This is a genomic window from Microcoleus asticus IPMA8, assembly GCF_013179805.1.
Lineage (GTDB): Bacteria > Cyanobacteriota > Cyanobacteriia > Cyanobacteriales > Microcoleaceae > Microcoleus > Microcoleus asticus.
Genome location: NZ_SRRZ01000114.1, coordinates 1 through 25,408, shown reverse-complemented (window position 1 = coordinate 25,408; position 25,408 = coordinate 1). Strand labels below are relative to the sequence as shown.

The window sequence follows — 25,408 nt, the reverse complement described above, 5'->3', positions numbered from 1 at the left end:
TTTATCGTGCACACTAGCTAATTTAGGATGATTACATTTACGTCAAGGAGCTTAACTACACAGAGGCTTTGATTGTTTTCGGAGATGTCTAGAGGCTTTGATTGTTTTCGGAGATGTCTAGTAGCTGCTGCGGTTGAGCTAGACTGTTATGCAACTCAAAGGAGTTTGTGATGTCAATGAAAGTGTTTTTCACACTAGAAGCCCGCAGGAACGGGGTTGGTCTAACAACGAAAAACGAGAGTTGGCCCGCATTCCCATTGTGGGGGAGTACGTCGCAACTGCGATCTACAGTCCTTGGTTTTGTGTTCAGCTAGTGGTTCACACGCATTTTGATGGTGAATTTGACGCGAAGGTGTACGCAGTTGCTGCGGATCACAACGAAGTTCTAGAGATTGCTCGGGCAAATTAAGCGATGACTAAGAAAGTCTCAATTGATTACAATGATATAGCTGCAATTGCCTTAAAATCGGCTTTTCCTCATGGTTGGAGAAGCCTTATCCCTGGTTATGACATATGGAAACTATTGATTGAACCACTAGCTCAGAAGGTTATTGATGCTGCTACATTAAGTCAGGGGAATGATCTTGAAAATATCAAGGAAATAATTAGATCGGGCCAAGAAAACGGGGTCGATGAGTTAGAGATAAAAATTGCCAAAGAAGCAGGTATAAATATTGGCACTAACCTAAATGAAATAGGTATTCCTTGTAATGTGAATTTTAGAGTGGGGTCACAAGGGGAGACTGTTATTAACATAAAGTACAAGTAGAGAGATACAAGTACGAGCATTGCTGAAACTGTAAGTTGTTTAATTTTATCTTAGTAATTAATATATGAGACGAAAAAGAGAAGTTGTAGAAGCACTATTAGAAAGTCTTTCTATTCTGGAAAGAGCGCGCGCATTTAAACTAAATTGTTAGACTGCGAAACTGATAACTAATCAATAATAGAGATTATTTTTCTATATGACACCCCAATCACTTGAACAACTTGTGCAGAAAATTCACGAACTTCAGACACTTATGGTGACAGTTGCAACAGGTGAAGCACGTATTCAGGAAAAAGATGATGAGTATAAGCAGCTATATATGGAAGTGAGTTTGAAGCTGGAATCTCTACAAAATGAAGGCTTCAACGTTGACAATCCAAATTCTTTTAGATCCCTGTGGGATTGGTATAATTACTGGTCAGCTCTTTTGGCTACTTATGCTTTACGTCGTCAGTATGTTGGGGAACTTTATGAAAAGGTTCTAACACCATTTGAAAATACTCTCTACAAGCATCGCGCAGATTCGATGTCGAGTGAAGAACTAATTGACGACTTGCAGCGCAGGTTAGGTCAGATGATACCTGAACCCCAGACTAGCTTCAAATTTACAATCAATTCTCTGCATCCAAAAATTATTCACCGATGCCAGCAACAGTTTGAATCTGGACTTTATGATGAGGCCATATTCAATGCTATGAAAACTGTCGAGGAAGAAATTCGAGTTCGTGGATCAGCAGCACAAACTGATGTAGGACTTGCTCTGGTTTCAAAGGTTATTAATCCTAATCAACCAAAGCTCATTTTTAGTTCAGTAAATGCAGAACAGGAGGCAGTACACTCTATGTACCGAGGCGCAATCGGTATTTTTAAGAATCCACAGAGCCATCGTTTCTTGGATACCTCTGATCCAATAAAAACTTTTGAGATTCTAGGTTTTGCAAGTTTATTAATGCGTATGCTAGATGATGCAACTGTAACACAATCTAGCTCAAATGGTGTCTAGCAACGCCCATGCACACCAACCGCAGAGAGTTGATCGGTTATGGTGCAGAAATTACTAGCGTCCGGTGAGTGCGAACGTTACATTTTTTACAGACAGGTGAAACCCGATCGCCCGCAACTTCCCTCGATCGCTCGCCCCTTTCCCATATCCTAGAAAAACACAGGCACGGCCAAGGCTCAAATCAGCTCGGGATCGATCGCCTTCTCTGTGCGATCGCGCAGGAAACCATCCCTAGTTGATGATGGTTGTAACAGAATTTGTGGGATTATGATTTCTGTGCAATTAGCCTTCTTGCCTTCATGCCAACGAATGATTCTGACCTCCAAATCCAAGCACGAAGAATTCTAGACGCGATTGCTTTCATTCCGTTTGAGCAATGTCAACCATTGACCCGTGGGTTTGAGAGTATTCCTGCGCGTCCTGGCATTTATGCAATCAGGCACAGAACTGATGGATTGCTCTACATCGGTAAAACCAAGAGCTTACGAGGTCGCTTCAGTGGTGGGCACAAAGCTTTTTTGTGGGCATGGCTCGATAAATATAGCGATGAAGACATACGGATTGCAGTACAGACAATTTCTCACGCTTGAGAACCCTGCGTTACTATTGGAGCTAGAAGCCATCATTCTAAGAGCTGCTGAACCCCCTTACAACGTCCAAATTCCAACTGAGATGTAAAGCCATGCAAGCCAAACTTCAAGAGCAACTTTCCCTCGCTGATGCCGAAGTTATTTTAGGACGTTTTCCTGAACGAATTCGTGCTGCCCTAATTGCTCGTGCTGCTGAAATTGAATACCCAATCGAAGCAGTCATTGAGATGGCGATCGCTAGTTTCCTTGATACGCAGGCATTAGGTTTTGCAGATTGCAAACCAGGACGCGGACAATAACAGCGTCAAGTGGCGATCGCCGCGCTCTAACAACCCGGTTGGAGCGGACTACCGAAAGATATTGGTGGTGATGCAAAAGTTATTTCTAGCCACTCAACCGGAACGTTGCTTTGGGCTGCAACAATGCTTCTAAATTATCTGTCAGTGTTTAACATTAAGCTATTCACCTCTAATTGCTGTAGTTCATTATATGAGAAAGCCACAAACTGTTAAAGCTTTGGAAGAACTAGGACGGGTTCAACTCTCTAAGAGTTTTTTCATGCGTGAGTTTCTTTATTCGGAAATCTCTCAAATTCAAGGTATCCCTAACATTCCTAGCGATCCTGACTTGGCGATCGCAGCAGGAAAGAATTTGTGTGAGAGAGTGCTTGAACCAATTCAAGATGCCCTTGGTCGGATTAGTATCCGCTCAGCTTATCGTTCTTGTGCGGTGAACGCCAAAGGAGCAGAGAATAAAAATCAGTACAACTGTGCCAGTAATGAGTCCAACTATGCAGAACATATCTGGGACGTAAAAGATTCAGAGGGGTATATGGGAGCAACAGTATGTATTATTGTTACATCATTCATCCCTTACTACGATCGCACTCAAGATTGGACAGCATTGGCATGGTGGATACATGACCACATTGATGCTTATGCAGCAATGACCTTTTTCCCAAGCTATGCAGCGTTCAACATTAGGTGGAGCGAGAATCCTAATGTTTCAAAAGAAATTTATAGCTACGTAAAAAATCCGCACACTGGTAAGAAGAGCGGGTATATGACAAAGAAGGGGATGGATAATTTCTTAGGTTTGCATGAGCAGTTTTACCAAGAATTTATCGATCGCTGACTAAACATCTTTTTGAACTTCGATGCGATAGTTGTAGCCCTGTTCAGTCAGAAACAGTTGGCGGTGTCGGGCAAAATCTTCCTCGCAAGTTTGTAGCGATACTAATGTATAAAAGCTGGCATTGTGTCCGTCGGGTTTGGGGCGGAGAATTCGTCCGAGGCGCTGCGCTTCTTCTTGGCGAGAACCATACTTTCCCGATACTTGAATTAACACATCGGCATCGGGTAAATCGACGGCAAAATTGCCCACGCGAGATAGAATTAATCCGGGAATCTCTTTGTGACGGAATGCTTCGTATAACCGATCGCGCTCTGCCTGTTTAGTCTTCCCCGTAATCAGAGGCAATTCGGTAATTTTGGCGATCGCATCCAACTGTTCGAGATACTCACCAATAATTAAAATACGGTGTCCCGCTTCCTTTTGCAACAAACTTTGCACCACATCCAACTTACCCGGATTTTCCGCAGCAATCCGAAACTGGCTGCGGCGGGGCGCTAGGGCATATTCCATTTTTTCCGCCTCATTTTGGGCGACCCGGATTTCCGTACAATTCGCAGTGGCAATAAATCCCTGTCCTTCCAATTCGCGCCAAGGTACGTCATAGCGCTTGGGCCCAATCAATGTGAATACATCGCCTTCTTTCCCGTCTTCGCGAATCAATGTCGCTGTTAAACCTAACCTGCGTCGTGCTTGTAATTCAGCAGTGATCCGAAATATCGGTGCAGGTAATAGATGGACTTCATCATAAATAATCAGTCCCCACGATTCCGCATTAAACAACTCGAAATGCGGGAATTCATCATCTTTATTCGCTCGATAACTTAGCATTTGGTAAGTCGATAGGGTGACAGCAGCCGTCTGTTTGGTAACACTGCTGTACTCAGCGATCGCATCCTCAGTTAAACTCGTTTTGTCTAATATTTCCCTGCGCCACTGGTGCACTGAAGTCAAACTGCTGGTGAGGATGAGTGTCTTTTGCTTGACCAAACTCATCGCTAACATCCCGACTATGGTTTTACCAGCCCCGCACGGTAGGACGATCGTCCCACTTCCACCTTTTACCTCCCCGTCCTGATAGAATGCCTCTGCTGCTTCTTGTTGATAAGCACGCAAGTTAAAGGGCAAGTCCGCTAAAGTACGATCGCGCAAAGAAATCCCTAATTCGGCACCCTCGACATATCCAGCCAAATCTTCTGCCGGATAGCCCACCGCTAGTAAAGCTTGCTTGAGTACGCCGCGATTCCCGGCATCGACTTGAAAGCAAAGATCGGAGATGCGCTTGCCCAACATTGGTTTGACGCGATCGTCCCGTACCAGCAATTCTGCTAGGGGCAAATCGGCAATTCGCAGTTGTAAATCGGGGCTAGCCGCATCGATTCTTTCAATTACAGTTAATCCATACCGCGCCCCCAACAGTTCAATTTCCTGCGCTACGGACTCAGGAATGGGATACTTGGCATACTTTCGCAAAGCTGCGATCGCCTCTTCAACTGGCATTCCCGCCGCCCGCGCATTCCACACGCTGAGGGGCGTGATGCGATAGGTGTGGATGTGTTCGGGACTTTTGATTAATTCGGCAAAGGGGGCGATCGCTTCTCGCGCCTGTTGTGCTGTGGGAGCGTGAACTTCTAGTAAGATCGATCGATCGCTTTGTACGATTAAAGCATTTTCAGGAACGTAAGTCATAGGAAGAAGGAAGAAGGAAGACGGAAGAGGGAAAAAGGAAGACGGAAGAAGAAAGACGGAAGAGGGAAAAAGGAAGACGGAATAAGTTTGTTAGAACAGAAAAGTTTGGTTGATTTGCTCCAGTCCATGTTATAAGGTGCGTCGCGATTGAGATTGTCGATCTTTTTTTAGGATTTATCGCCAGCGACGCACCCTACAAATACTCAAAGTCCCCCTTTTTAAGGGGGATTTAGGGGGATCTGGACTCAGCTATAAACGAAACATAAAAAGGTTTTCGGGTGATTTTCGACACTAATAGTATCAGGTGTATTATTTATCCCGCTGGGGTAAGACGTAGCCGATCTGCCGCAGGGCGTTGCGAAATTTAGTTTCCTGGGACAATGGAACCGCCAAAGTGCGATCGCCCGCTAGCTGACAGAATTTTTTGGTACGGGAATCATTGGCAATCAACACTGCTAAATGGGCGTTTGTACATTCGATTAACTTGACAGTTCCTACATCTTGCAAACTATTCGCTCGTTCTGTAACATCCGTCAGAAATTGCTGTACGGTTTCGGGTAGCGGTTCGATACTTCTTGTCTCTAAAACTTCTTTAAATTCGGCTAGCGGGTATCCGGCTTCAATGGCGGTAAATAGCTTTTGTCGATCTAGTTGCCAGACGACATCTGAAACTTTTTTAGCATAGAGATCGAGGACGATCGCATCTGATGTCGCGATGCCTTCTCCTGCTACAACAATATCTAAATTGGGCAGTACGCGGAGTGTTTTACGGAACTCAATTGCTGGCGCGGTGTAATTCTGAGTCAATCCCAAACAGTAAGCCCCCAAAGCTGTCAGGCGAAAAGATATTAAGCCGTCGTAGCGGCTGAGAAATCTCAAATCGTCCGTACCCCAAAGATCGTCAAAATCGCTGGGTACGAGGGACGGATCGGCATAGGCAACATCAATTATTCCCAGGGTAGCAACATACTCAAACAACAGGCAGCGCATATATCTTTCTTGCAGAATATGCCAATCGTGACTGCCCGAATATCCTAAGTTACCATACCCAAATTCAGAAATATAGAGATTGTCGGGATCGCGCGTTACTTCAAACCGATTCCCTGTTGCCAACATATACCTGCTAAATTCGCTAAACAGAATCCATTTACCGACAGGACATTCTGCTAGCCTTGAGGCGATCGCCTCTCTCCGCCCCGCCACCGCTGTCATGCCGCGCGCCCCCTTGCCAGTTTGTCCTTTAATCGCATCAATGCGGCGAAATTCATCAAAAGAGTTTGTTTTTAACCAGCGCTTCCATGATGTCTGTAAACCTTTGGCAGGTGATTCTTGCAAAGCTTTCTGTCCCGCTTTGGTCAAAACTAGCTTTTTGCCCGATAGTTCGGCGAATTTGCTCGCTTGGGCGATCGTGGCCCAAGCAAAGGATTTGATGTTACCAACCTCGTAGAATATATCGCCTTTTTCCAAGGTAGCTTGGCGCTGTTCGTCGTTATAAAAATCACCCCCTTGCAATACGGCGGCGATCGCTTTCAGAGTTGCGGCACCAGGTAATGCGGTTTTCTCACTAACGGCAACTTTGCCCGACTGAATCAGACGCAAAACTGCTTCCAAATCCTTTGAGGCTGCCCGTTCCATTTCAAAAATTGTCAAAGGAAGTTCGTACTCGGATACCTCTCTTTTAGATGTACGAAAGTTATGTTTTTCTACACGAATTATAAAATTATCTGGCAGTACATCGCCAACCAGATTTAAGGAAGTTGCTTGAGGTTTTGGCACAAACTTCAGCAAGTTTTCTTCAAGATCGTAGGGTATCGCAGTGCCGTAGAAGAACAAGCATAGTAGGGATGGTTCTCGGTTGTATCCATAGCGATCGCTCTTTCCCCAGTTTGGTTGTTGTCCGTATTTCGCCATAAATACATCGGCATCATAGCCACCACCTGACCCATGTATAACTTCCGCTACGGCAGCTTTTTGCAGGTCGTCTAATTGCGCCCAAACTTGCTTAAGTTTTTCTCCCTGCATTTGCTGTTTAATCCCAGCAACCAGGTCAGCTTTGCGGGTTAATTTACGATCGCCCGACAGCAGTGCATTCAGCTTTTTTAAATCTTCAACAATTATTCCTTCGAGTGCCTCTTGAAGGGTAGTAACATCATCTAGGGTTTGGTAACGCGGCATAATTTTTGGCAATTCGCCTGCTGCAAAATTGTTTGTGCTACCAAATATAACAACTTTCCCCGATTTGTAATTTGAATTTTTGTTACAAAAATCCGAAGCATGGTTTAATATTTATTGTTAAACAGGCAAATCTTATCTAATAAAGTCCAAAATTAGGCAAACTCAAAAACTTGGGATTACACAACTACTCTTCACAAATTTAGGGAAAAATCTTAATTTAAAATTTGAGTTTTGAGATTCAACTCGGAGTGTGAGATAATTATTTACAATCGTGACTTGTATTTTACTGCGTCCGCCGGCGCGGTAAAACAGCAGTGACAGTCAGCAGCGTTTAAAAAAAATCCCAATTCCCAATCATCACAAACAAAGCCATATGAGCGAACACCCAACCATCAGCTACCGCACCGAAAGCGACTCTATGGGAGACAAACAAATCCCATCTAATGTGTATTATGGCATCCAAACTCTAAGGGCTATTGAAAATTTCCCGATCAGCGGCATTAAGCCTTTATCAACATACGTTGATGCTTGTGTTTTAATTAAAAAAGCAACGGCGATCGCTAATGGCGAACTCGCCTGCATTCCAGAAGACATCAGTCAAGCAATTATCCAAGCAGCAGATGAAATCCTAGCGGGCAAATTGCGCGACCAATTCGTAGTTGATGTCTACCAAGCCGGGGCTGGAACTTCTCACCACATGAATGTTAATGAAGTTCTTTCAAATCGCGCTTTGGAAATTATGGGCGAGGAAAAAGGCAACTACAAGCGCGTCAGTCCCAACGATCATGTAAACTACGGTCAATCGACCAATGATGTGATTCCGACGGCGATTCGGATCGGCGGATTGTTGGCATTAGAAAAAACTCTGTTTCCGGCTTTGTCGGATGCCGTAGTTGCCCTAGAAAACAAAGCAGAAGAATTCAAAGATATTGTAAAATCCGGCCGCACTCATATGCAAGATGCTGTGCCGGTTCGACTCGGCGATACCTTCGGCGCTTGGGCGCAAATTCTCAGAGAACATACCTTGAGAATTGACAGGGCATCCGATGATTTGACATCCCTGGGATTGGGGGGAAGTGCGGCAGGAACAGGCTTAAATACTCACCCTGAATACAGTCAAAAAGTTGCTGATATTCTCTCAGAATTAATCGACCACCCCTTGAAACCAGCAAGGCATTTAATGGCAGCTATGCAAAGTATGGCACCGTTTGTAAATGTCTCCGGTGCACTGCGAAATCTCGCTCAGGATTGCGTTAAAATGTCCCATGACTTGCGTTTGATGGACTCAGGGCCGAAAACGGGTTTGAAAGAAATTCAACTGCCTCCCGTGCAACCCGGTTCGTCAATTATGCCGGGAAAATACAATCCTGTGATGGCAGAAATGACATCGATGGTTTGTTTTCAAGTTATGGGTTACGATAGCGCGATCGCCCTGGCAGCCCAAGCGGGACAATTAGAATTGAACGTGATGATGCCCCTGATTGCCTACAATCTCATTCACAGCATCGAAATTTTAGGCAATACCATCAGCGCCCTGACTACACAATGCCTCGCCAAAATTGAAGCTAAGGGCGATCGGTGTCTCGCTTATGCTGAAGGCAGTCTCGCCCTTGTTACCGCCCTCAACACTCACATCGGCTATCTCAACGCCGCCGCTGTCGCTAAAGAATCTTTAGAAACAGGCAAATCTTTGCGGCAAATTGTGCTAGAAAGGGGTTTAATGAGTGCAGAAGACTTGGCAAAAGTTCTAGATTTAGAAAAAATGAGTGCGATGCCGGCATCTTCTGCTAACGCTTAGGATCTCGAAGCTATCAGCTAGAAACTAGAAGGCTGAAATTGATTGAATGCTGCATTCTGCCTTCTGAGTTGTGCCTAACGGCTGTCACAGGTTAAAGTTAAAGAATTCAGAATTCAATCTTTTACATTTAATTCTGAATTTTTTTATAGTCTAAAGTTTGGGAGCAAGATTTATGCGCGCAGGTTCTTTTGGCAAATTAACTCAAGATAAAGAGAACACGACTCAAGTGACATTTCATTATGTGGAAGGTCACACCGAAACCTTTACTATTCCGATGCCTGCACAAGAATTCCAAGACGAAGTGCTGCATTTGTTAAACCAACCTTGGTTGACTTTCCATTTAGCCGATCAAACGGTTTTTATCTGTACTGCCCGGTTGGTGAAAGTTGAAGTTAAACCTGCTATCCCTGAACTGCAAGGTCAAGGAGTATTCTCTAACTCGCTGCGAGTTAGTACCATGCAGCGGGCTGCTGCTGGTAGATTGGCGATGGATACTTAGGACTCATTTGTATTGAGATTATTCTTGGTAAGGTGCGCGCGGATCGCCCTGCTTAGGGCGATCCGTGCGTGCGTTACATTGAGATTATTCCCCATCGACAACCAATTACAAATTAATTGATAATTATGTCTGTTGTTAGTTTAATTCGCGCCAATTCATACGATCGCCAAATTTTGCAAACATCTTTAGAAAGTTTGCTCGCACCCTTGGGCGGAATCTCGGCTTTTGTCAAATCGGGCGATCGGGTTTTACTCAAACCCAATCTCCTGACAGGTTCTCGCCCTACCAAAGAATGCGTCACCCGCCCAGAGTTGGTTTACTGCGTGGCTAAAATGGTGATCGAAGCGGGAGGAAAACCATTTTTAGGCGATAGTCCAGCTTTTGGTAGCGCAATGGGTGTAGCCAAAGCCAACGGTTATTTGCCGCTGTTGGAAGAACTGAATTTGCCAGTAGTTGAGTTTCAAGGAAAACGCTACGAAACTCTCAGCGAAGATTTCAATCATCTGCGAATTTGCAAAGAAGCAATGGAAGCCGATGTAGTGATTAATTTGCCCAAACTCAAATCTCACGTTCAATTAACGGTGACAATGGGCGTGAAAAATTTGTTCGGCTGCGTCCCCGGAAAAATGAAGGCTTGGTGGCACATGGAAGCTGGCAAAGATAGCGCCAGATTCGGTGAAATGCTGGTAGAAACTGCCCGAGCAATTAACCCAAATTTGACGATTTTGGATGCAATTATCGGTCACGAAGGTAACGGGCCAAGCGGCGGCGAACCTAAGTTTTTGGGAATTTTGGGCGCCTCTGATGATGTGTTTGCCTTGGACAGAACTTTAGTTGAAATTATTAATGCTGCTCCGGCGGCGGTTCCGACTGTAGCTGCGGCGATGAGATTGGGACTTTGCTCGAATTTAGAGGCGATTGATTTTCCGCTTTTGCAACCGGAAACTCTCAAGGTTTTGGATTGGAAGTTACCGGAAAACATGATGCCGATCGACTTTGGTATGCCGCGGGTAATTAAGTCTACTTTCAGGCATTTTTATATCCGGTTTATCAAAGAACGGATGGCTGCTTACGCTGGCAAATAATTAAACTCGACTTATCCCCAAACTTGAAAGTCCGCCTGCGCGGACTTTCAAGACCAATAAGCAATCTCAAATAAAAAGTGAAATTTTATGCGATCGCCTCACATCCATCGATCGATCTGTTAAACTAAAATCTTGCACGTCTACTGGAAAGTTATCGCCAGCAAAAACCTAGTGGCTTTGCTGAGCTGTTCCCCTTCTTTAGCCTTAATGCTCTTAGCAGTCAATTCCCTTAATCCTAGCACCCCAAATTTCCCAAAATAGAAGCATTTAACCCAATGGCGAAATCCCAGTCAATCCTGGAATAAATCAAGACAAAAGCCAATCCTCTGTGCCAGAAATCAACTCTGACAAAATAAGAAACCTCGCCACGATAACTTTAGGGTGCGACTACTGGCTGTCGATAGCAAACCATCAAAATCAGACAACAAGGACGGCTGACGCTTTTTCTGTTACCTAGACAGTAGTTACAAAACAAGCAACACATAAGTCATAGAAAACACCCTATTAATTCTAGATTCCAATCATCACCAGCTTAAACTCGAAAGTCAAAATAATTAATTATTATTCCTACTTTGGGCTTTGGGCTTTTTATTTGTGAAAACTGACCATTCACCACAGCTCTTAAAATTTCAACCATACAATACTTCTTCCACAGGCGGCGTGGCATCTGTGGGGTCGAACTGTTTGATTTTCAAAGCTTGCAGCAAAAACAGCCATATATAAAGGGGATTCAAAAAAACATAGCGCTGCCAAAGGCGCTTGGGTTCCTTAATCATCCGAAACAGCCATTCCAAACCTATCTTAGATAAAAACTCAGGAGCTTTAGCCAAATTACCCGCATGAAAATCGTAAGCAGCACCTACAGCAATCAGCGGCATTGATAAGTCGTCCCGGTATTCGTAAGCCCAGACTTCTTGTCGCGGACATCCCAAACCGACAAAAGTAATTGCTGCACCGCTGTTGCGGATTTGCTGCGCAATTTCTTGTTTTTCTTGGGCCGAAACCTGCCTAAATTTAGAAGGCTGAGTTCCAGCTATAATTAACTTGGGAAAACGTTGGCAAAGATTGTAAGATAAAGCCTCCAGCACAGAAGCTTGAGAGCCGTACAAATAGATAGATAATCCTTCTTCTGCGGCACGTTCGCAGATTTGTAACATCGCATTTGGGCCGCAAACTCGATCGGGCAATTCCGTGTGGTAGAGCCAATTTAACGCCCACCTGACCGGCTGTCCGTCTGGCAATACTAAGTCAATGTGATTGATCCGATAGCGATGAGTGCTGTCAAGAACCCCAGTCATTACACCGTGAACCGCTAGAGCCGAAACTGACATTGGTTTTCCGGCGCTGGCTGCTGCAATAATTTTGCTAACAGCCGCTTCATAATTAACGGCATTTACTAATATGCCGAGTACATTCTTTTTCCCTTTATCAATCATGGAAGACCTCTTTAAGCCAACGCTCGCCGTTACACTCATAAATCTCCTGTAGGATTTCTTTAACTTTGTATTCCATCGTTTCCCAAAATAGCCAGCACATTCTTTTTTCCCAGCTCAACCATCCGACCCTTCTTTCAGCCAACGCTCGCGGTTACATTCATAAATCTCCTGTAGGATTTGTTTAACGTTATATTTCATTTTCCAGTTAGGATAGTGACTGGAAAATTTTGAATTGTCGCTAATCCACCAAATGTGATCGCCAATGCGATTCCCTTCAGCATAAGTCCAATTAAATTTGCGTTCCGCAATTGCCTCGCACATCTGGATGGCTTCTAACATCGAACAATTGCTGTATCTGCCTCCTCCAGTATTATAAACTTGGGCGCTTCTGGGAGCCTTATAAAATTCATAAAATGCCGAAATTAAATCAGCGCTATGAATGTTATCGCGGACTTGTTTGCCTTTGTAGCCAAACACGGTGTAAGGAGTTCCCGTCACGGCGCACTTCATCAAGTATGCGAGGAAGCCGTGCAATTGAGCTCCCGAGTGATTGGGTCCCGTCAGGCAGCCGCCACGAAAACAAGCGGTGTTCATATTAAAATATCGACCGTATTCTTGAACTAAAATATCAGCAGCTACCTTAGAAGCACCAAACAAACTGTGCAGGCACTGGTCGATTGACATATCTTCCCGAATGCCGCTTTCGTAAGTGTGACCCGATTCAATTTCCCATCTGTGTTCTAATTCAATTAAAGGCAATTTGTTGGGTGTATCGCCGTATACTTTATTAGTAGAAGTGAAAATGAAAACCGCTTTAGGACAGTACAAGCGAGTTACTTCTAGAAGATTGAGAGTGCCGTTGGCATTGACGGTAAAATCTATTTTCGGAGCACGGGAAGCCCAATCATGGCTGGGTTGGGCTGCTGTGTGAATTACTAATTCGATCGACTCGCCGTACCGCTGAAAGATATTGGTAATCGCTTCATAGTCGCGAATGTCCACATCTAAGTGATAATACTTGGTACCCAAGGACTTTTCGAGCAGTTGGCGATTCCAGTTTGTAGAACCATCAGCACCAAAAAAGAACTGGCGCATATTATTGTCGATGCCAACTATCTCTAAGCCTTGTTTGGCAAAGAACTTACAAGCCTCAGAGCCAATTAAACCCGCCGAGCCAGTAATGATTGCAACGCCCACGTTTCACCGCCTGAAAAAATATAGTTTTCTTTGTTTTGCCCGCTCGAATAAATCAGAAGTTATCCTGATTTTCCGTTGAATACATCTTCGCACAATTGGGCAAAGAATTTACCTTTGATATTCCAATCATAGATTTCCCGGACGCGCGTTTGACCCGCTCGACCCAAGCGCGATCGCAATTCACTATCCTGGGCTAAACACACTATAGCTTCTGCTAGACCTAGCACAGCGCGATCGGGTTCAGTAGCAGCCACTTTAATGCCCGTTTGGGCCGTCACTTGAGTAGCTGGGCCGCCCAAATCCAAACAAATCGTCGGACGGCCAACCCCCATCATTTCCGTGCAGACAAAACCGCCAGAGTCATGCAAACTCGGATGGAGGAGAACGTGAGACTCCCCCATTTTAGAAAGAGTTTCAGTGCGAGATAAAGTTCCCCAAAAAAATACTTTATTTGCCAGTCCCAATTCTGTTGCCAAAGCTTCCAAACGCTGCCTTTCCGGGCCGTCTCCCACAATCCAGTATTCCGATTTTTCCAGCTTTGCCTCCGCAAATGCACGGAGTCCCAAGTGCACCCCTTTCCAGTGTAAGAGACGACCGACACTGATGAATCTAATTGGTTGCTCCGGCGGGATAGGAAATTGCTCTAGTTCTTGAATTTCCTGCTGCGATAAACCGACTTGGGAGAAAATCTTCACGTTTTTTGCTTTAAGAAATCGCAGTCTGGCGGCGGTTTCTTCCGTAGTTGCCAGCGCCACGGCACTGCGGCGCGCCGTCAGCCCCACAAAAGGATCGCGTTCTCCTACGCTTTGAGCCAATGCTCGCAGCGTTTCGTAAATTTTGCCCCGGCGGCTAAAATCTTGCCAAAAAGGCTTTGGTGCTGCTTCTGCACCCCCCACAGGCCCCCAAATAAAAGGATGCGGCAACAGCGCCAGGAAACTTGGAGACCAATGTTTGACATAAGTTACGTGATGTACTATGTCAAAACCGATTTCGCGATCGAGCTTACGAGCGATAAAATAAGCCCAGATTTGCCACAAATAGTAGTGAAGTTGCAGCAATCCTTGTTTCCCCTTCCAATCTTCGCTCCACCCAAACGGATCGAAATAAACAAAGTGCAGGTTTGGCACTGGGTTCCGCTCTAGTTCTGCTTCAATGTACGATCGACAAAACGTGCGAGTAAATACCCAACTTTCGTGATGTTTAGCAGATTGGATAACAGTATTCCATCCTACTCCCTCTTCAGAGCCGAGATTTGGTTCGCAAGCAAACGCAGATAATAAAACTTTCATTGCTAATTGCTAATTGGTAATGGCTAATTTTTCCCGATTCCCTATCCCCTATTCCCTCCATCCGTTAAATTCCTTACAAAATTCCTTATAAAATCCATTGCCCAACTTCCTTCACCTACTTCTCCATCAAGAAAGATGTAACTTCGATGTAAGCTTTCGCGGCTGTTTCCGGAGTTTTTTGAGAAATTATCTGTCGTGAACACTCTCCCATGGATTTAATCAAATCAGGATTCTCTAGAAAACTTTGCATTTTATCCGCTAACTCTTTAGCACTGCTAGGGTCGAAAATATAACCGTTCTCGCCTGACATAATTAACTCACAGGAAGCTGCACCATTTGAACACAATACTGGTTTTCCCAACACCATCGCTTCGGGTACAACCATACCCCAGACATCCTCAAAAGTAGGAAACACAAAAATATCAGCTTGCTGAAAATAAGCACCTAAATTTCCATAGTCCACCCATCCCGCCCACGTTACTTGCTCTTCAAAATCGCACTCTTTAATAAATGTTTCCAGTTCTTTCCGCTGATCTCCCTTGCCAATAATCAACAGCGAATAATCAACATAACCTTGATTTTTAAGAATAGCGCAAGCTTCTAAAAGCGTTTGAATTCCCTTTCTCGCCGTGATGCGCCCTACATACAGAAAAATCGGGCGTTTCAACTGCAAGTTGGGGGGCTGAGTTTGATCTAATCGTTTCAGCAAAGCTCCCGCATCAGGTACGAGATAGGTTCGGGTAAAAATTTTATCCTCCGGTACGTTTAGAACTTCCATCAGATATTTTTTACCTGCATTGCTATTGGCAACAAAAGCATCGGCAAACCGCACAAGGATGCGGCGCACAAATGTCCTAAAACTGGAATCTCGAAAGTCGGTATTTGGGGAACTACCATCGTAAATAATCGCAATTTTCCACCTCAGTAGCGGTTTTAAGAACGCAACAATTACAGTCCACAAAGAGAAAGCTTGGGGAAAGACCACATGAGGTCTAAATTTTAGCAAATAGCCGATAATACTAGGCGATACTACAATGAATCCGCGATCGTATCCTGTTTCTATCTTTTCCGTCTCGACAAATTTAGTCTCCCCTACTAACTGAATTGCCGAGGCTCCCGGCAGGGTGGGATCGAACCCAGACCAAACACGACCAGTATAAAATACTGTATTCTTAAAAATTTTTGTAAATTCCCTCAAAACAGGCTGCCAGTAAGCTCCCAGTTCCACTTCCGGGACAAGCCAAGCAATGCGGAGTTCATTTCTATCAACCATCCTATTCACCTTGAGTTTTGTTTTTAGTCAATCCCAGTTTACTCAACACTGAAAGCCAAACTAACCTGCGGTAAGGTAGCAGCCAATAAATTGGCCACAACCAGCCACCATGCCGCTGAGTAAATACTTTCCACTCTTGAGCCGGTTGCAGGGTAGTATCTTTGAACGATAAACCTTTCGGTTTGCTCATTTTATCCAATCCTTCACTTAAATTATCAGCAGCCGTTTTGGTCACCTGGGGGTTGAGAGAACAAGTGCCTAAATAGCCAGGAGCAATCCAAACTGTACATCCTTTCTGTCTGGCTCGTAAACCATAATCCCAATCGCCAATATAATGGACAAAAGCTGGATCGAGGTTGCCGACCATTTGCACAACACTGCGGGGAATTAATACGCAGTTGCCGTGCATAGTATCGCACATCTGAGGCTCTGTTGTTGGTTCTAGGATACCATATCGGAATGGGTGCAAAGGGTTATTTCGCACAACACCGCCGTATGTTGTTTGCCCCGTTTCGGGGTCGCAGGTAGAACCGCCAACGATGGCTTTGGTTTGTCCTTTTTCTGATAATTTTTGAGCGGTTTCTAGCAAAACACTTACGGTTTCTGGATAAATAAGAGTGTCATCATTTAACCATAGGTAGTAGTCGGGATCATCTTTCATTGCTTCGCTGAAAGCCTCACGCATTCCCCCGTTCCAAAATAATTTTCCATCGCCGGAAAATAAATTGACTTGAGGATAGATTTGACGAACTGCATCACTGGTGCGATCGGTACTGGCATCATCGACTAAATAGGCTAAAATATCAACCTCGGCTGGAAGTGCCTGCTTAAAAAGAGCCTCTAAGCAAGCTAATGTTTTCTCTTTGCGGTTGAAGCAAGTTAAAATGGCGGCTATTTTAGTACGGTTCATTGTTCCCAATTGTGCGGCTTATAGCGATATGCAAGGTAAACTTTACCAAATAAAATCAGATTTTTATCTTGACTTTGGAGTTGACAGAACATCGTTAAAAACAGACAAATAGCGATTTGCTTGTATCTCCAAGGTGAATTCTTTTTCCGCTTTCTGACGGGCGTGAATGCAGAGTTTTTGATGTCGATCCGGATTTTCTAGCACCCATGCAATACCTCGCGCTAAGTCTTCTGTTTCATAAGGTTTAGCTAAATAGCCATTTGAGCAGTGTTCGATCATATCGGGCAGTCCCCCAATATTAAATGCGGCGCTGGGGATGCCGCAAGCAAGGGCTTCCATGACTGTATTTGGCAAGTTATCTATCACGGAAGGGGCGACAAAAATATCTGCTGCTGCATAAATAGTGGCTAGGGAAATATCATCTGCGAGTCTCCCCAAATAGTTAGTTTTAAAGCCAAGTTCAATGGGATTTTCAGGTTCAGAAGAGCCAAAAACCAGCAACTCTATCCGATCTTTCCAGCCTGATTTACTGAGGCTTTGTAAAGCAGGTACTAGCAAGTTAAATCCTTTCCAGCGATCGCCTGTTCCACTTGCACCTCCAAAGAGTACAATTTGTTTATCTTGAGGTAAATTCAGAATTTCTCGCGCCCAGTGACGATTTATGGGTTTGTACTTTTGAGTATTGATGCCATTAGGAATTACCTCAACTCGAAAATCTTTTAATAAAGAACTAGAATTAGCGCATTTAGCTAACCAAACACTAGGGCTAACCAGAGTTAGGTTAAGCTTTTTCCAAGCTTTAGCTTTCCGCTGCCACACCGACCGTGACAGATCCGACTCTTTATTACTGTGAAGTTGCGGACAGCTACCACAAGATTGAGTGTAGCGATCGCAATCTTCACTATAATGACATCCACCTGTAAAAGGCCACATATCATGCAGCGTCCAGACTAAGGGTTGATTAAACTTCGGAATACTTTCTACTTGTAAATAACCTCCACAAACCCAGTGCAAATTAATAATATCAGGTTCTAGTTTGGCAACTTTACCAGGGAGAGAATCGGGCAACCATTCTGTAGAAAATATAACTGGGTTTCTCTCAGGGTAAAATCGCAATGGTGCGTTAGATAAAGTTGAAATAATCTTGTCAAACTTATTTGCAATACTATTTTGTGACGAAATTACATGGCGATCGCCACTACTCTTATTTTTTACCAGCATTTGCGACGACACACCAATGCCCTGGAAACCTTGGTGCAGTCGATAAGCGGCGCGGGCCGCCCCCCCTTCAGTATCAGAACTATTGAGAAGTACAACCTTCATTTTTTCTGCCTATCCTAATAGATTCCTAGCTGACTTTACCTAATTTATTTCAACAGTTTATTGACTTTTTTTGGCACCTTCCTTAACAACGGCGGATCGTAATCAAATATTTTTTTTGGGGCGAATTTATCTGTGTGCGTATCCCTAATTGCAAAAGGCGGGTGTTTCATCGGAAATGTTATAGCTTCTAGAGGCATATTACTATAAGGACTGTTGACATCCTCCGTATTAGTTCCCCCTACACCATGTCCGATATTAGAAGCTAAATTAACATTCGCAAGAATATTCATACCATTTTGAATTAAGTTAGCAAATGTCCACTGATAAGCCCACCTCTGTAATTTTTTTTCATAACAAAGCTGAAAAATATTCGTCCAAACTTTTGTAGCATTGGAGTCTCCCAGTACATCTATCAAAAAATTACCATCGCGAATTTCTGGCCACAGCTTCATATCTAAATCAACGATCACTATTTTCGCTCCTTTCTCTCTAAAGTCTGATGCTTGATTCCCCGCTTCTACCCATTCATAAATTAGTTCTTGATAAAATATTTTTAGGACTTTATAGAAATTATCTGAATCGCCTTTACTTATAAACTCTACAAACCTTTTTTTATCTGATAGACTTTCGAGTTTATCTGGGTCTCCATAAATGAACTCTTTTAGACACTCTATTTACTGAACAACCCACAAATTCAGCAATTTTATTTCGTGTTTTTCCGTCATTGAGCTATAAAAAATCAGAATTCTTTCTCTAATATCTCCATTTTCTTTCCTTTTAAGGCTTTCTGTAGTTTCTCTATTTGTTCTCGCTTGAGATGATTCTTCGCTGGCATTTTTGTACTGATTGACTCAATTAAGTTTCCATTATACCCTATTTAAGTGTGCAACAGCTTAGTAAAAAAGTGGGGAGTTGACGAGATAAGTTCCTGGTTCCGCCTTAACCTTTTGCGACTTCCTCTTTTCTACTACTCTACAACATCTGAATTAACAACATCAGCAGTCATTTGGGATTTAAACTTAGACCAATTCAGCACCATGACAGCCGCTATGAATGCCAGTGTATCAGTTTTAGTCTGATAAGGCAAAAATCTATAACGAAAAGATGCCATTCTAGGATCGCGTTCCTGGTATAAAACATCTTGGGCAAAGTTTCCCCACCGTTCATCTATTAAATCAATGGTCATACCAGCATGACCAGAAGGCAGCAGCATATTAGATCCATGAAGACCAATTACTAACCGACTTTCTGAATAAAGACGGCATATTTCCTTTTCAATTTTTTCATTAAAACTATCTACCCTATAATCTTCAATCCATTCTGGGAACTTAGTTTTTGTACCCAGACCAGCCACAGCAAATTTTGCTTCTGGTACTTGCAACCTGATTTTCTCAAATAACTGCTGAATTTTCAAATTTTGCATTGGCAATGCCATTTCTCGTTGATTTAGCTTTCTCAAAACTCGGAACAGCAAGCGGTTAACTAATAAACGATCTTCCCGCCAAATAAAAGTAATTCTTGTTTCTGGTTCCTCAAAGTTGTGTTTGGGAACTCTCGTAAACTGCGTGATGTCGAACTGACTGGGGTGAGAATGGGCTTCGCTGACATAAATTTCATCAAAGCGTTTAGTTTCTTCCTGAACAAACTCGGCGAAGCTGGGATAGTAATTTTGACCATTTTTTAAGGAAATAGGTACTGTCCAGACTTCTGCAACTCCATCTGGAACCATCCACCTTAAAAATTTAGGAACTATCACAACTAACCCGCAGTCTGAGTTGCATTCTAAGTGCTTTTGTGCATTTAGTAATTTTAGCAGAGAGTGACCATAAAGATGATCGATACAGTTTAAGATAATTGCCCCCTTGCATGGTTTAAAAACTTCCTTGACTATCTCAAGTTTATCTGGTTGAGGATTTTGGAGTGAATTGAGTAATGGTTTGCCTAACCATTCTTTTCTGTAAGCAACCGCCGCAAAAACTTCTTCTTTGATTAAATTAACTTGAAGGTAGTTGTTCACTCCATGACCTACTCTCAAATCGTCGATGATTTCGCTGCCACATCCCTCGCACTTAGAGTCCAGAACAATATGTATCCCTTGCCAAAAAACATTTTTTGGGCTGAGTTCTGTCCCGCAATAGGGGCAATTCGAGCGTTGTTCGATGTTAGGTTTAATTTGAATCATTTTACTAATGCTCTAATTCTACAAGCAGCCTGGTATAAGTTAAGAGAACGCCAGATCATTTTTCCAAAGGGGCGCAATTCCTTAATCAATAAATTGACTAATATAATCACATAAAAATAAGTGATTAGAGTAGCCGTAGTTGCACCAAAAGCTCCATACTTAGGAATCAGCAGTAAGTTTAACCCCACATTTAAAATAGAGCCAACCACGGTCAAGTAAAGACCGTAACGCAACTGACCTTCTATCGTAAAGTATGTGTTCCGTGCCACCCCAAAGTTACTACCAAATTGTGCCCAAACATAGATTGACAACACTGCTGCTGACTTAGCATACTTTTCACCGTAAAGCAGATGCACGATCAACGGTGAAAATAATGAGATGGGAATAGCTACTCCTAACCAGAAAAATATCATTATATCTGAATAAATTTGAAATTTGTTTAAATATTCTTCATAATTGCTTTTTCTCAAACTTGTTAACTTGGGAAAAATAGAGCTAGATAGGATCATTGGCAAGAAGTCACAGATTTCCGAAATTTTCACGGCAGCAGCGTAATAGCCCAGTTCTGCATTTTTGTTCATAGCGCCGAGCATAATCTGATCGGTTTTTGAGTACAGATAAACTGCCAATCCTGACAATATAATCGGCCAACTTTCCCAAAGTAATTCCTTGCACCGATCCCAACTGAATCGCCACAGCTTAATTTTATTGCCAGTGAGCCGATAAAAATATACATAAGCGATTCCTATCATTGCCACTTCTATTAAGCGAATCCAGGCGAAAGCAATGAGGGGAAACTTAAATGTAACTAGCCCAATTCTGACAGCAGCAACCAAAAAAGATACCGAATTTTTCGCTAAAACTGTATATTTTGACTGCACTTGGGACTGAAACCAAAAATTAATCGCTTCAAAAGAATTAAAAATACTTCCGGCGGCGATGATTCCTACTAACCAGCGAGTTAGGCTTTCATTAGGCTTAAGTAGGGAAATCACGGTGACAGTTAATACCAAAGTGATTATACCGCCAATAAATTGTAGTCCGAAGGCTGTTCCCAGCGTCTCATTTTTACATTCCGGGTTGCGAGCAATATCGCGGATGACGATTCTACCCAAACCCATTGATGCCACCGCGCTAAATAGCGACACAAAAGCCAAGGCGTAGTTGAGTAAGCCAAATTGATCTGGCCCTAAATAGCGAGCCACCCAAAGGCCTACGACTAAACCCAAACCCATCTGTAAGATTTGGTCAGTGAACAGCCAAGCTATGTTGCTTAGTGCCTGGCGCACACCCGGACCAAGCTTTTGACCTATACCAGCCAACTTGTGTAACATCGGCAATTTTAAATTATTACAAAATAAAAATACACTTTTTGAAATTTTTGCAATCTAGCCAGAGTAGTAATGATTTATAGTCTATCATAAGACTAGCACTTATGCAGGATTTACTACACCAATTACCTTAACTACAACTTTTACCACTATGTATTCTAAGTATTCTAAAATTTCAAATACCATACGATTCGTTTAACCTAAATGAGTATTATTACTCATTTAGGTTAGTTTAGCTCATTTGCTAGAACAACTGATGAGATTTGTAGGTTGGTTTAACCCAACTCCTATCCCTACAAATGCAAAGGTGAAAGCATAATCCCTAGTTTACTGGGTATGATCCACTATGCTAAAGCAGGATTAAAAGGCAGAACTGAACTACTGAAAGCCAAACTTGGTAAATGTTGAGCAAGCAGTCTAGGCGTAGCGAAAGTAAAAAGGATGATAAGTTGGAGTTTAATACATGAAAACACCTGTGGCTTTTTTTGGATTTAATCGCCCTCATACAACAGAAAGGGTATTTGCAGCGATTCGGGAAGTTAAACCGCCTAAACTTCTACTCGTGGTTGATGGACCACGCTCTGATAAGCCAGAGGAAGCTGAAAAATGTGCTGAGGTAAGGGCCATAATTGAAAAAGTGGACTGGGATTGTCAAGTTTATAAAAATTATGCTGAGGCTAATATGGGCTGTAAGCACAGGGTAGCTAGTGGGTTAGATTGGGTATTTAATACAGTAGAAGAAGCAATTATTGTGGAAGATGATTGCTTGCCAAATCCATCTTTTTTTCAATTTTGTGAAGAAATGCTGGATTTATATAGAAATGAACCCAGGGTAATGATGATTAGTGGGACTAATTATTTGGAGGAATGGAAATCCGATCGGCAAAGTTATCATTTTTCTTATTATGGAGGTATTTGGGGCTGGGCTTCTTGGCAGAGGGCCTGGCAATTTTATGATATTAATATGCAGGCTTGGATCAATCCTGACGTGAAAGCAAAAATTAAAGCTATACTGGCTGATGAGGCTCAGTATAAAATTAGAGCGCGGGATTTGGAAAATACTTTTCAGGGTAAGGTAGATACGTGGGATTTTCAATGGAGTTTTACTCGCTTGGCTCAAGGGGGCTTGTCGATCGTGCCTTGTGTCAATTTGGTGGCTAATTTAGGTTTTGGGTTAGCGGCTACTCATACTGGAATTCTCAATAAGGAAATAGCAGAAATGAAACAATTAGATTTAACGTTTCCTCTTGAAATCAATGATAATCTGATAGTCGATCGAGAGTACGATCGATTAATGTTTGAAAAACTATTTATCAGCCATGAGAGTTTGATTAATAAGGTGATAAAACACTTAAAAAGAATTCCCGATAAACTCTGGTTAAAATGATTTTTGCCAATCCTAATGAAATGATACGAAATGTCACTGTCAACTTACTCAACTTAATGAAAAATAGGCTATGAAAACTATCTCAGTCTTGGATACCTCAATCTGTAGCTCTAATTTAGGAGACCAGATCATTATGGATGCAGTGAATAGCATTTTATATGAGATGTTTCCCGATCGACTATTTATTAATTTTCCTACCCATGATGTCATATCGAGCGATTCTTACCGCTTTATGAGAAAAAGCAGTTTAATTTTTGTCGGTGGAACTAATTTATTGTCCTCTAACATGAACTCCTATAATCAATGGAAGGTCAGTTTAATGGACTCTCTATTTATTACAGATATTACGCTAATGGGTGTGGGATGGTGGCAATACCAAAATCAGCCTAATTTATATACCAAAATTTTGTATAAACGGCTATTAAGTAAAAAATATGTGCACTCGGTGAGAGACAGTTACACAGAAAAACAGCTAAAATTGATCGGGATTAATAATGTAATTAATACTGCTTGTCCTACTATGTGGAAATTAACAGAGGAACATTGTGTCCAAATTCCTCAAGGTAAAGCAGAGTCAGTATTAGTTACTTTTACTGAATATAATCAAAATCCTAGTTTTGATAAGCAGTTAGTCGAATTACTGAAACAGGAATATAAGTTCATTTATTACTGGACGCAACAGCCCAAAGATTATCAGTACATGAAAGATCTATGTGGCGAACGAGCGATTTATCTTAATCCTAGCTTATCAGCTTTAGATATGGCTTTGTCTCAGTATCCGGTTGATTATTTAGGGACACGATTACACGCTGGGATTAGAGCTTTACAATATAAAAGGAGAACTTTAATTCTGTCAGTTGATAATCGCGCTACAGAAATTTCTAAAGATACTAATTTGCCAGTCGTACAAAGAGATGATTTAAACAGTGTGGCTAATTGGATTAATGCTAAAGAAGAAACTTTAATAAAAATCCCTTTAACAGCCATTAATGAGTGGAAAAAGCAATTTTGAGCGACTGTCAATAATTATTAGCTAACCTGTTACGCATTTAAACTGTATATTCTAGCAAGCGAGGACGCTTACACTGCAAGGATTTCACGGTTACCCAATAACCTATTTGGATGCTTAATTAATTATGAAAGTATTAGTGATTAATACATCGGATATTAGTGGTGGAGAGGCGAAGGCTGCTTACCATTTACATGAAAGTTTACAAAGTCTAAATGTAGACTCACAAATGCTAGTTCAATTTAAGCAAAGCCAAAATGAAACGGCTATATCATCCGACCGAAATTGGCTGAAAACTGTGAATAAGTTAAGGCATAAAATCCATAGAATACCTCTCAAGTTTTATCCACAATTGGGAACTAGGATATTTTCGCCTCAATGGTTACCTGATAATTTTGTCAGGACTTACGCAACTGTCACAAATGCTTCGATAGCCTCTCCAAAAGTTCCAAACTTTGCCCTTGGTTGGTTGACGAGTGCCGTCCTCATCGAGGGACGGCACTCATCAACCAACCGTCCGAGCGCGGTTTTCAGCTTTCTCATACCAATTCACTATGAAGGTACACTAAAATATAGGGTAAAAGTAGAGGAAATCCAATATGGCGAACAAACTTCAGGTACAAATCCAGGAAACGGTTGAGGAACTAGAGCATCGACTCGAACGGAGTGCTACTGCCGTAAATAAAGAAAAATTACTGGTATTATACTGGCTGGCCACCAAAAAAATCCAAAAAAGAGCAGAATTAGCCACGATGTTGAAACGAGACGAATCAACAATATATCGTTGGTTAAGAGCTTACTTTCAAGGTGGAATTACTGAATTACTTAGCATAAAAAAAGCTCCCGGAAAGACTCCACATATTCCGCCAGAGCGTGAGAGAAAAATTAATCGAAAAGCTGCAAGAACCACAGGGAGAAACAAGTTATGGCAAATTATAGCTCTGGCTAGAAAAAGAATGCGGAATAAAAGTGAGCTATAAAGTGGTACATGACCTAGTTCATTATAAATTGAAAGCTGACCTGAAAGTCCCAAGACCCCAAAGTGACAAAGCGAACGAAGAGGTGCAGGCAAGCTTCAAAAAAAAACTATGTGAGTTCATCCTGGGGGGGTGACAAAGAGGTCTACGAGATAGACTGTATAAGAGTTGCAGCCCGCATACCTTGTTGATAAAAGCGGCGTTTAGAAGGAGTTAACTTCATTAACTGTTCCACCTCTAAAGAATATTGTTCTAGATAATTAACCCAGAAGTGTTGAATGCTTATTTGATAGGATTCTGAAAATAGACATACGAATCCTATAAACTGGTGATTTCAGCAATTAAAAACAAGTTC

The 25,408-nt window shown here is 42.5% G+C and carries 26 protein-coding genes; 14 read left to right on the top strand and 12 right to left on the bottom strand.

The window, feature by feature from the left end; genetic code table 11:
• The first annotated feature begins 148 nt into the window (after positions 1 to 148).
• From E5S67_RS24525 to E5S67_RS24500, 7 genes are all read left to right on the top strand, one after another.
• A complete protein-coding gene (locus E5S67_RS24525; protein WP_216670691.1) occupies positions 149 to 409 on the top strand; it encodes a hypothetical protein in 261 nt (86 codons plus the stop codon).
• 3 nt (positions 410 to 412) lie between these two features.
• The gene (locus E5S67_RS24520) at positions 413 to 769 is read left to right on the top strand and encodes a hypothetical protein (RefSeq protein WP_172190962.1); all 357 of its coding nucleotides are present in this window, start codon (positions 413 to 415) and stop codon (positions 767 to 769) included.
• Between the two features lie 196 nt (positions 770 to 965).
• Complete coding sequence (locus tag E5S67_RS24515; RefSeq protein ID WP_172190961.1) at positions 966 to 1,772, top strand: TIGR02391 family protein; 807 nt, start codon at positions 966 to 968, stop codon at positions 1,770 to 1,772.
• 68 nt (positions 1,773 to 1,840) lie between these two features.
• On the top strand, positions 1,841 to 2,011 hold the full coding sequence (locus tag E5S67_RS32665; RefSeq protein ID WP_216670690.1) for a hypothetical protein: 171 nt from the start codon (positions 1,841 to 1,843) through the stop codon (positions 2,009 to 2,011).
• 60 nt (positions 2,012 to 2,071) lie between these two features.
• Positions 2,072 to 2,362, top strand: a complete 291-nt coding sequence (locus E5S67_RS24510; RefSeq protein WP_246276972.1) for a GIY-YIG nuclease family protein — start codon at positions 2,072 to 2,074, stop codon at positions 2,360 to 2,362.
• Positions 2,363 to 2,454: 92 nt separating this feature from the next.
• The gene (locus E5S67_RS24505; RefSeq protein WP_172190960.1) at positions 2,455 to 2,661 is read left to right on the top strand and encodes a hypothetical protein; all 207 of its coding nucleotides are present in this window, start codon (positions 2,455 to 2,457) and stop codon (positions 2,659 to 2,661) included.
• Positions 2,662 to 2,851: 190 nt separating this feature from the next.
• Positions 2,852 to 3,496, top strand: coding sequence for a peptidase M15 (locus E5S67_RS24500; RefSeq protein ID WP_172190959.1), 645 nt, complete (start codon positions 2,852 to 2,854; stop codon positions 3,494 to 3,496).
• Here E5S67_RS24500 and E5S67_RS24495 read toward each other — a convergent pair whose 3' ends face one another.
• Positions 3,497 to 5,182: a DNA repair helicase XPB gene (locus E5S67_RS24495; RefSeq protein WP_172190958.1), complete on the bottom strand. Its 1,686-nt coding sequence runs from the start codon at positions 5,180 to 5,182 to the stop codon at positions 3,497 to 3,499.
• Between the two features lie 309 nt (positions 5,183 to 5,491).
• Positions 5,492 to 7,357: a hypothetical protein gene (locus tag E5S67_RS24490; RefSeq protein WP_172190957.1), complete on the bottom strand. Its 1,866-nt coding sequence runs from the start codon at positions 7,355 to 7,357 to the stop codon at positions 5,492 to 5,494.
• Between the two features lie 373 nt (positions 7,358 to 7,730).
• Here E5S67_RS24490 and E5S67_RS24485 point away from each other — a divergent pair, with 373 nt between their 5' ends.
• From E5S67_RS24485 to E5S67_RS24475, 3 genes are all read left to right on the top strand, one after another.
• Positions 7,731 to 9,155 (top strand): aspartate ammonia-lyase, encoded by a 1,425-nt coding sequence (locus tag E5S67_RS24485; RefSeq protein ID WP_172190956.1) that lies wholly within the window; start codon positions 7,731 to 7,733, stop codon positions 9,153 to 9,155.
• Positions 9,156 to 9,327: 172 nt separating this feature from the next.
• The gene (locus E5S67_RS24480; protein WP_172190955.1) at positions 9,328 to 9,654 is read left to right on the top strand and encodes a hypothetical protein; all 327 of its coding nucleotides are present in this window, start codon (positions 9,328 to 9,330) and stop codon (positions 9,652 to 9,654) included.
• Between the two features lie 125 nt (positions 9,655 to 9,779).
• On the top strand, positions 9,780 to 10,739 hold the full coding sequence (locus tag E5S67_RS24475; protein WP_172190954.1) for an Npun_F2552 family protein: 960 nt from the start codon (positions 9,780 to 9,782) through the stop codon (positions 10,737 to 10,739).
• Between the two features lie 629 nt (positions 10,740 to 11,368).
• On the opposite strand, the gene E5S67_RS24470 is transcribed toward E5S67_RS24475, so the two are convergent.
• The 9 genes from E5S67_RS24470 to E5S67_RS24425 all read right to left on the bottom strand — a co-directional run bounded on the left by E5S67_RS24470 (position 11,369) and on the right by E5S67_RS24425 (position 21,683).
• Complete coding sequence (locus E5S67_RS24470; protein ID WP_246276971.1) at positions 11,369 to 12,214, bottom strand: WecB/TagA/CpsF family glycosyltransferase; 846 nt, start codon at positions 12,212 to 12,214, stop codon at positions 11,369 to 11,371.
• A 75-nt stretch (positions 12,215 to 12,289) separates the two neighbouring features.
• Positions 12,290 to 13,372 carry an NAD-dependent epimerase/dehydratase family protein gene (locus E5S67_RS24465; protein WP_172190953.1) on the bottom strand — a complete coding sequence of 361 codons (1,083 nt, stop codon included), beginning with the start codon at positions 13,370 to 13,372 and terminating at the stop codon, positions 12,290 to 12,292.
• A gap of 59 nt (positions 13,373 to 13,431) precedes the next feature.
• Positions 13,432 to 14,661: a glycosyltransferase family 4 protein gene (locus E5S67_RS24460; RefSeq protein WP_172190952.1), complete on the bottom strand. Its 1,230-nt coding sequence runs from the start codon at positions 14,659 to 14,661 to the stop codon at positions 13,432 to 13,434.
• A gap of 115 nt (positions 14,662 to 14,776) precedes the next feature.
• Entirely contained in the window at positions 14,777 to 15,934 is a 1,158-nt protein-coding gene (locus tag E5S67_RS24455; protein WP_172190951.1) for a glycosyltransferase family 4 protein, read from the bottom strand.
• Between the two features lies 1 nt (position 15,935).
• A complete protein-coding gene (locus tag E5S67_RS24450) occupies positions 15,936 to 16,844 on the bottom strand; it encodes a glycosyltransferase family 2 protein (protein ID WP_172190950.1) in 909 nt (302 codons plus the stop codon).
• A gap of 63 nt (positions 16,845 to 16,907) precedes the next feature.
• Complete coding sequence (locus E5S67_RS24445; protein ID WP_172190949.1) at positions 16,908 to 18,167, bottom strand: glycosyltransferase family 4 protein; 1,260 nt, start codon at positions 18,165 to 18,167, stop codon at positions 16,908 to 16,910.
• Between the two features lie 44 nt (positions 18,168 to 18,211).
• Positions 18,212 to 18,637: a hypothetical protein gene (locus tag E5S67_RS24440; RefSeq protein ID WP_216670689.1), complete on the bottom strand. Its 426-nt coding sequence runs from the start codon at positions 18,635 to 18,637 to the stop codon at positions 18,212 to 18,214.
• A gap of 497 nt (positions 18,638 to 19,134) precedes the next feature.
• Positions 19,135 to 20,349, bottom strand: a complete 1,215-nt coding sequence (locus E5S67_RS24430; RefSeq protein WP_172190948.1) for a hypothetical protein — start codon at positions 20,347 to 20,349, stop codon at positions 19,135 to 19,137.
• Positions 20,346 to 21,683 (bottom strand): flippase, encoded by a 1,338-nt coding sequence (locus E5S67_RS24425; RefSeq protein ID WP_172190947.1) that lies wholly within the window; start codon positions 21,681 to 21,683, stop codon positions 20,346 to 20,348. Before E5S67_RS24425 ends, E5S67_RS24430 begins: the two co-directional genes overlap by 4 nt.
• A gap of 460 nt (positions 21,684 to 22,143) precedes the next feature.
• Here E5S67_RS24425 and E5S67_RS24420 point away from each other — a divergent pair, with 460 nt between their 5' ends.
• Positions 22,144 to 23,067: a glycosyltransferase family protein gene (locus E5S67_RS24420; RefSeq protein ID WP_172190946.1), complete on the top strand. Its 924-nt coding sequence runs from the start codon at positions 22,144 to 22,146 to the stop codon at positions 23,065 to 23,067.
• A 70-nt stretch (positions 23,068 to 23,137) separates the two neighbouring features.
• Positions 23,138 to 24,079: a polysaccharide pyruvyl transferase family protein gene (locus E5S67_RS24415; protein WP_172190945.1), complete on the top strand. Its 942-nt coding sequence runs from the start codon at positions 23,138 to 23,140 to the stop codon at positions 24,077 to 24,079.
• A gap of 402 nt (positions 24,080 to 24,481) precedes the next feature.
• Here the strand turns inward: E5S67_RS24415 and E5S67_RS24410 are convergent, their stop codons facing one another.
• Entirely contained in the window at positions 24,482 to 24,619 is a 138-nt protein-coding gene (locus E5S67_RS24410; RefSeq protein ID WP_172190944.1) for a hypothetical protein, read from the bottom strand.
• 56 nt (positions 24,620 to 24,675) lie between these two features.
• Between E5S67_RS24410 and E5S67_RS24405 the strand changes: the two genes are divergently transcribed.
• Both E5S67_RS24405 and E5S67_RS34865 read left to right on the top strand, forming a co-directional pair.
• Positions 24,676 to 25,056 (top strand): helix-turn-helix domain-containing protein, encoded by a 381-nt coding sequence (locus E5S67_RS24405; RefSeq protein ID WP_172190943.1) that lies wholly within the window; start codon positions 24,676 to 24,678, stop codon positions 25,054 to 25,056.
• Entirely contained in the window at positions 25,046 to 25,189 is a 144-nt protein-coding gene (locus E5S67_RS34865) for a helix-turn-helix domain-containing protein (RefSeq protein WP_172190942.1), read from the top strand. Before E5S67_RS24405 ends, E5S67_RS34865 begins: the two co-directional genes overlap by 11 nt.
• Positions 25,190 to 25,408: the final 219 nt, after the last annotated feature.

Bases quoted from the DNA above. Each gene is read 5' to 3' on its own strand.
- E5S67_RS24525 (WP_216670691.1), top strand. From the start codon at position 149: ATGCAACTCAAAGGAGTTTGTGATGTCAATGAAAGTGTTTTTCACACT.
- E5S67_RS24520 (WP_172190962.1), top strand. From the start codon at position 413: ATGACTAAGAAAGTCTCAATTGATTACAATGATATAGCTGCAATTGCC.
- E5S67_RS24515 (WP_172190961.1), top strand. From the start codon at position 966: ATGACACCCCAATCACTTGAACAACTTGTGCAGAAAATTCACGAACTT.
- E5S67_RS24510 (WP_246276972.1), top strand. From the start codon at position 2,072: ATGCCAACGAATGATTCTGACCTCCAAATCCAAGCACGAAGAATTCTA.
- E5S67_RS24505 (WP_172190960.1), top strand. From the start codon at position 2,455: ATGCAAGCCAAACTTCAAGAGCAACTTTCCCTCGCTGATGCCGAAGTT.
- E5S67_RS24500 (WP_172190959.1), top strand. From the start codon at position 2,852: ATGAGAAAGCCACAAACTGTTAAAGCTTTGGAAGAACTAGGACGGGTT.
- E5S67_RS24495 (WP_172190958.1), bottom strand. From the start codon at position 5,182: ATGACTTACGTTCCTGAAAATGCTTTAATCGTACAAAGCGATCGATCG.
- E5S67_RS24490 (WP_172190957.1), bottom strand. From the start codon at position 7,357: ATGCCGCGTTACCAAACCCTAGATGATGTTACTACCCTTCAAGAGGCA.
- E5S67_RS24485 (WP_172190956.1), top strand. From the start codon at position 7,731: ATGAGCGAACACCCAACCATCAGCTACCGCACCGAAAGCGACTCTATG.
- E5S67_RS24480 (WP_172190955.1), top strand. From the start codon at position 9,328: ATGCGCGCAGGTTCTTTTGGCAAATTAACTCAAGATAAAGAGAACACG.
- E5S67_RS24475 (WP_172190954.1), top strand. From the start codon at position 9,780: ATGTCTGTTGTTAGTTTAATTCGCGCCAATTCATACGATCGCCAAATT.
- E5S67_RS24470 (WP_246276971.1), bottom strand. From the start codon at position 12,214: ATGAGTGTAACGGCGAGCGTTGGCTTAAAGAGGTCTTCCATGATTGAT.
- E5S67_RS24460 (WP_172190952.1), bottom strand. From the start codon at position 14,661: ATGAAAGTTTTATTATCTGCGTTTGCTTGCGAACCAAATCTCGGCTCT.
- E5S67_RS24455 (WP_172190951.1), bottom strand. From the start codon at position 15,934: ATGGTTGATAGAAATGAACTCCGCATTGCTTGGCTTGTCCCGGAAGTG.
- E5S67_RS24450 (WP_172190950.1), bottom strand. From the start codon at position 16,844: ATGAACCGTACTAAAATAGCCGCCATTTTAACTTGCTTCAACCGCAAA.
- E5S67_RS24445 (WP_172190949.1), bottom strand. From the start codon at position 18,167: ATGAAGGTTGTACTTCTCAATAGTTCTGATACTGAAGGGGGGGCGGCC.
- E5S67_RS24430 (WP_172190948.1), bottom strand. From the start codon at position 20,349: ATGATTCAAATTAAACCTAACATCGAACAACGCTCGAATTGCCCCTAT.
- E5S67_RS24425 (WP_172190947.1), bottom strand. From the start codon at position 21,683: ATGTTACACAAGTTGGCTGGTATAGGTCAAAAGCTTGGTCCGGGTGTG.
- E5S67_RS24420 (WP_172190946.1), top strand. From the start codon at position 22,144: ATGAAAACACCTGTGGCTTTTTTTGGATTTAATCGCCCTCATACAACA.
- E5S67_RS24415 (WP_172190945.1), top strand. From the start codon at position 23,138: ATGAAAACTATCTCAGTCTTGGATACCTCAATCTGTAGCTCTAATTTA.
- E5S67_RS24410 (WP_172190944.1), bottom strand. From the start codon at position 24,619: ATGAGAAAGCTGAAAACCGCGCTCGGACGGTTGGTTGATGAGTGCCGT.
- E5S67_RS24405 (WP_172190943.1), top strand. From the start codon at position 24,676: ATGGCGAACAAACTTCAGGTACAAATCCAGGAAACGGTTGAGGAACTA.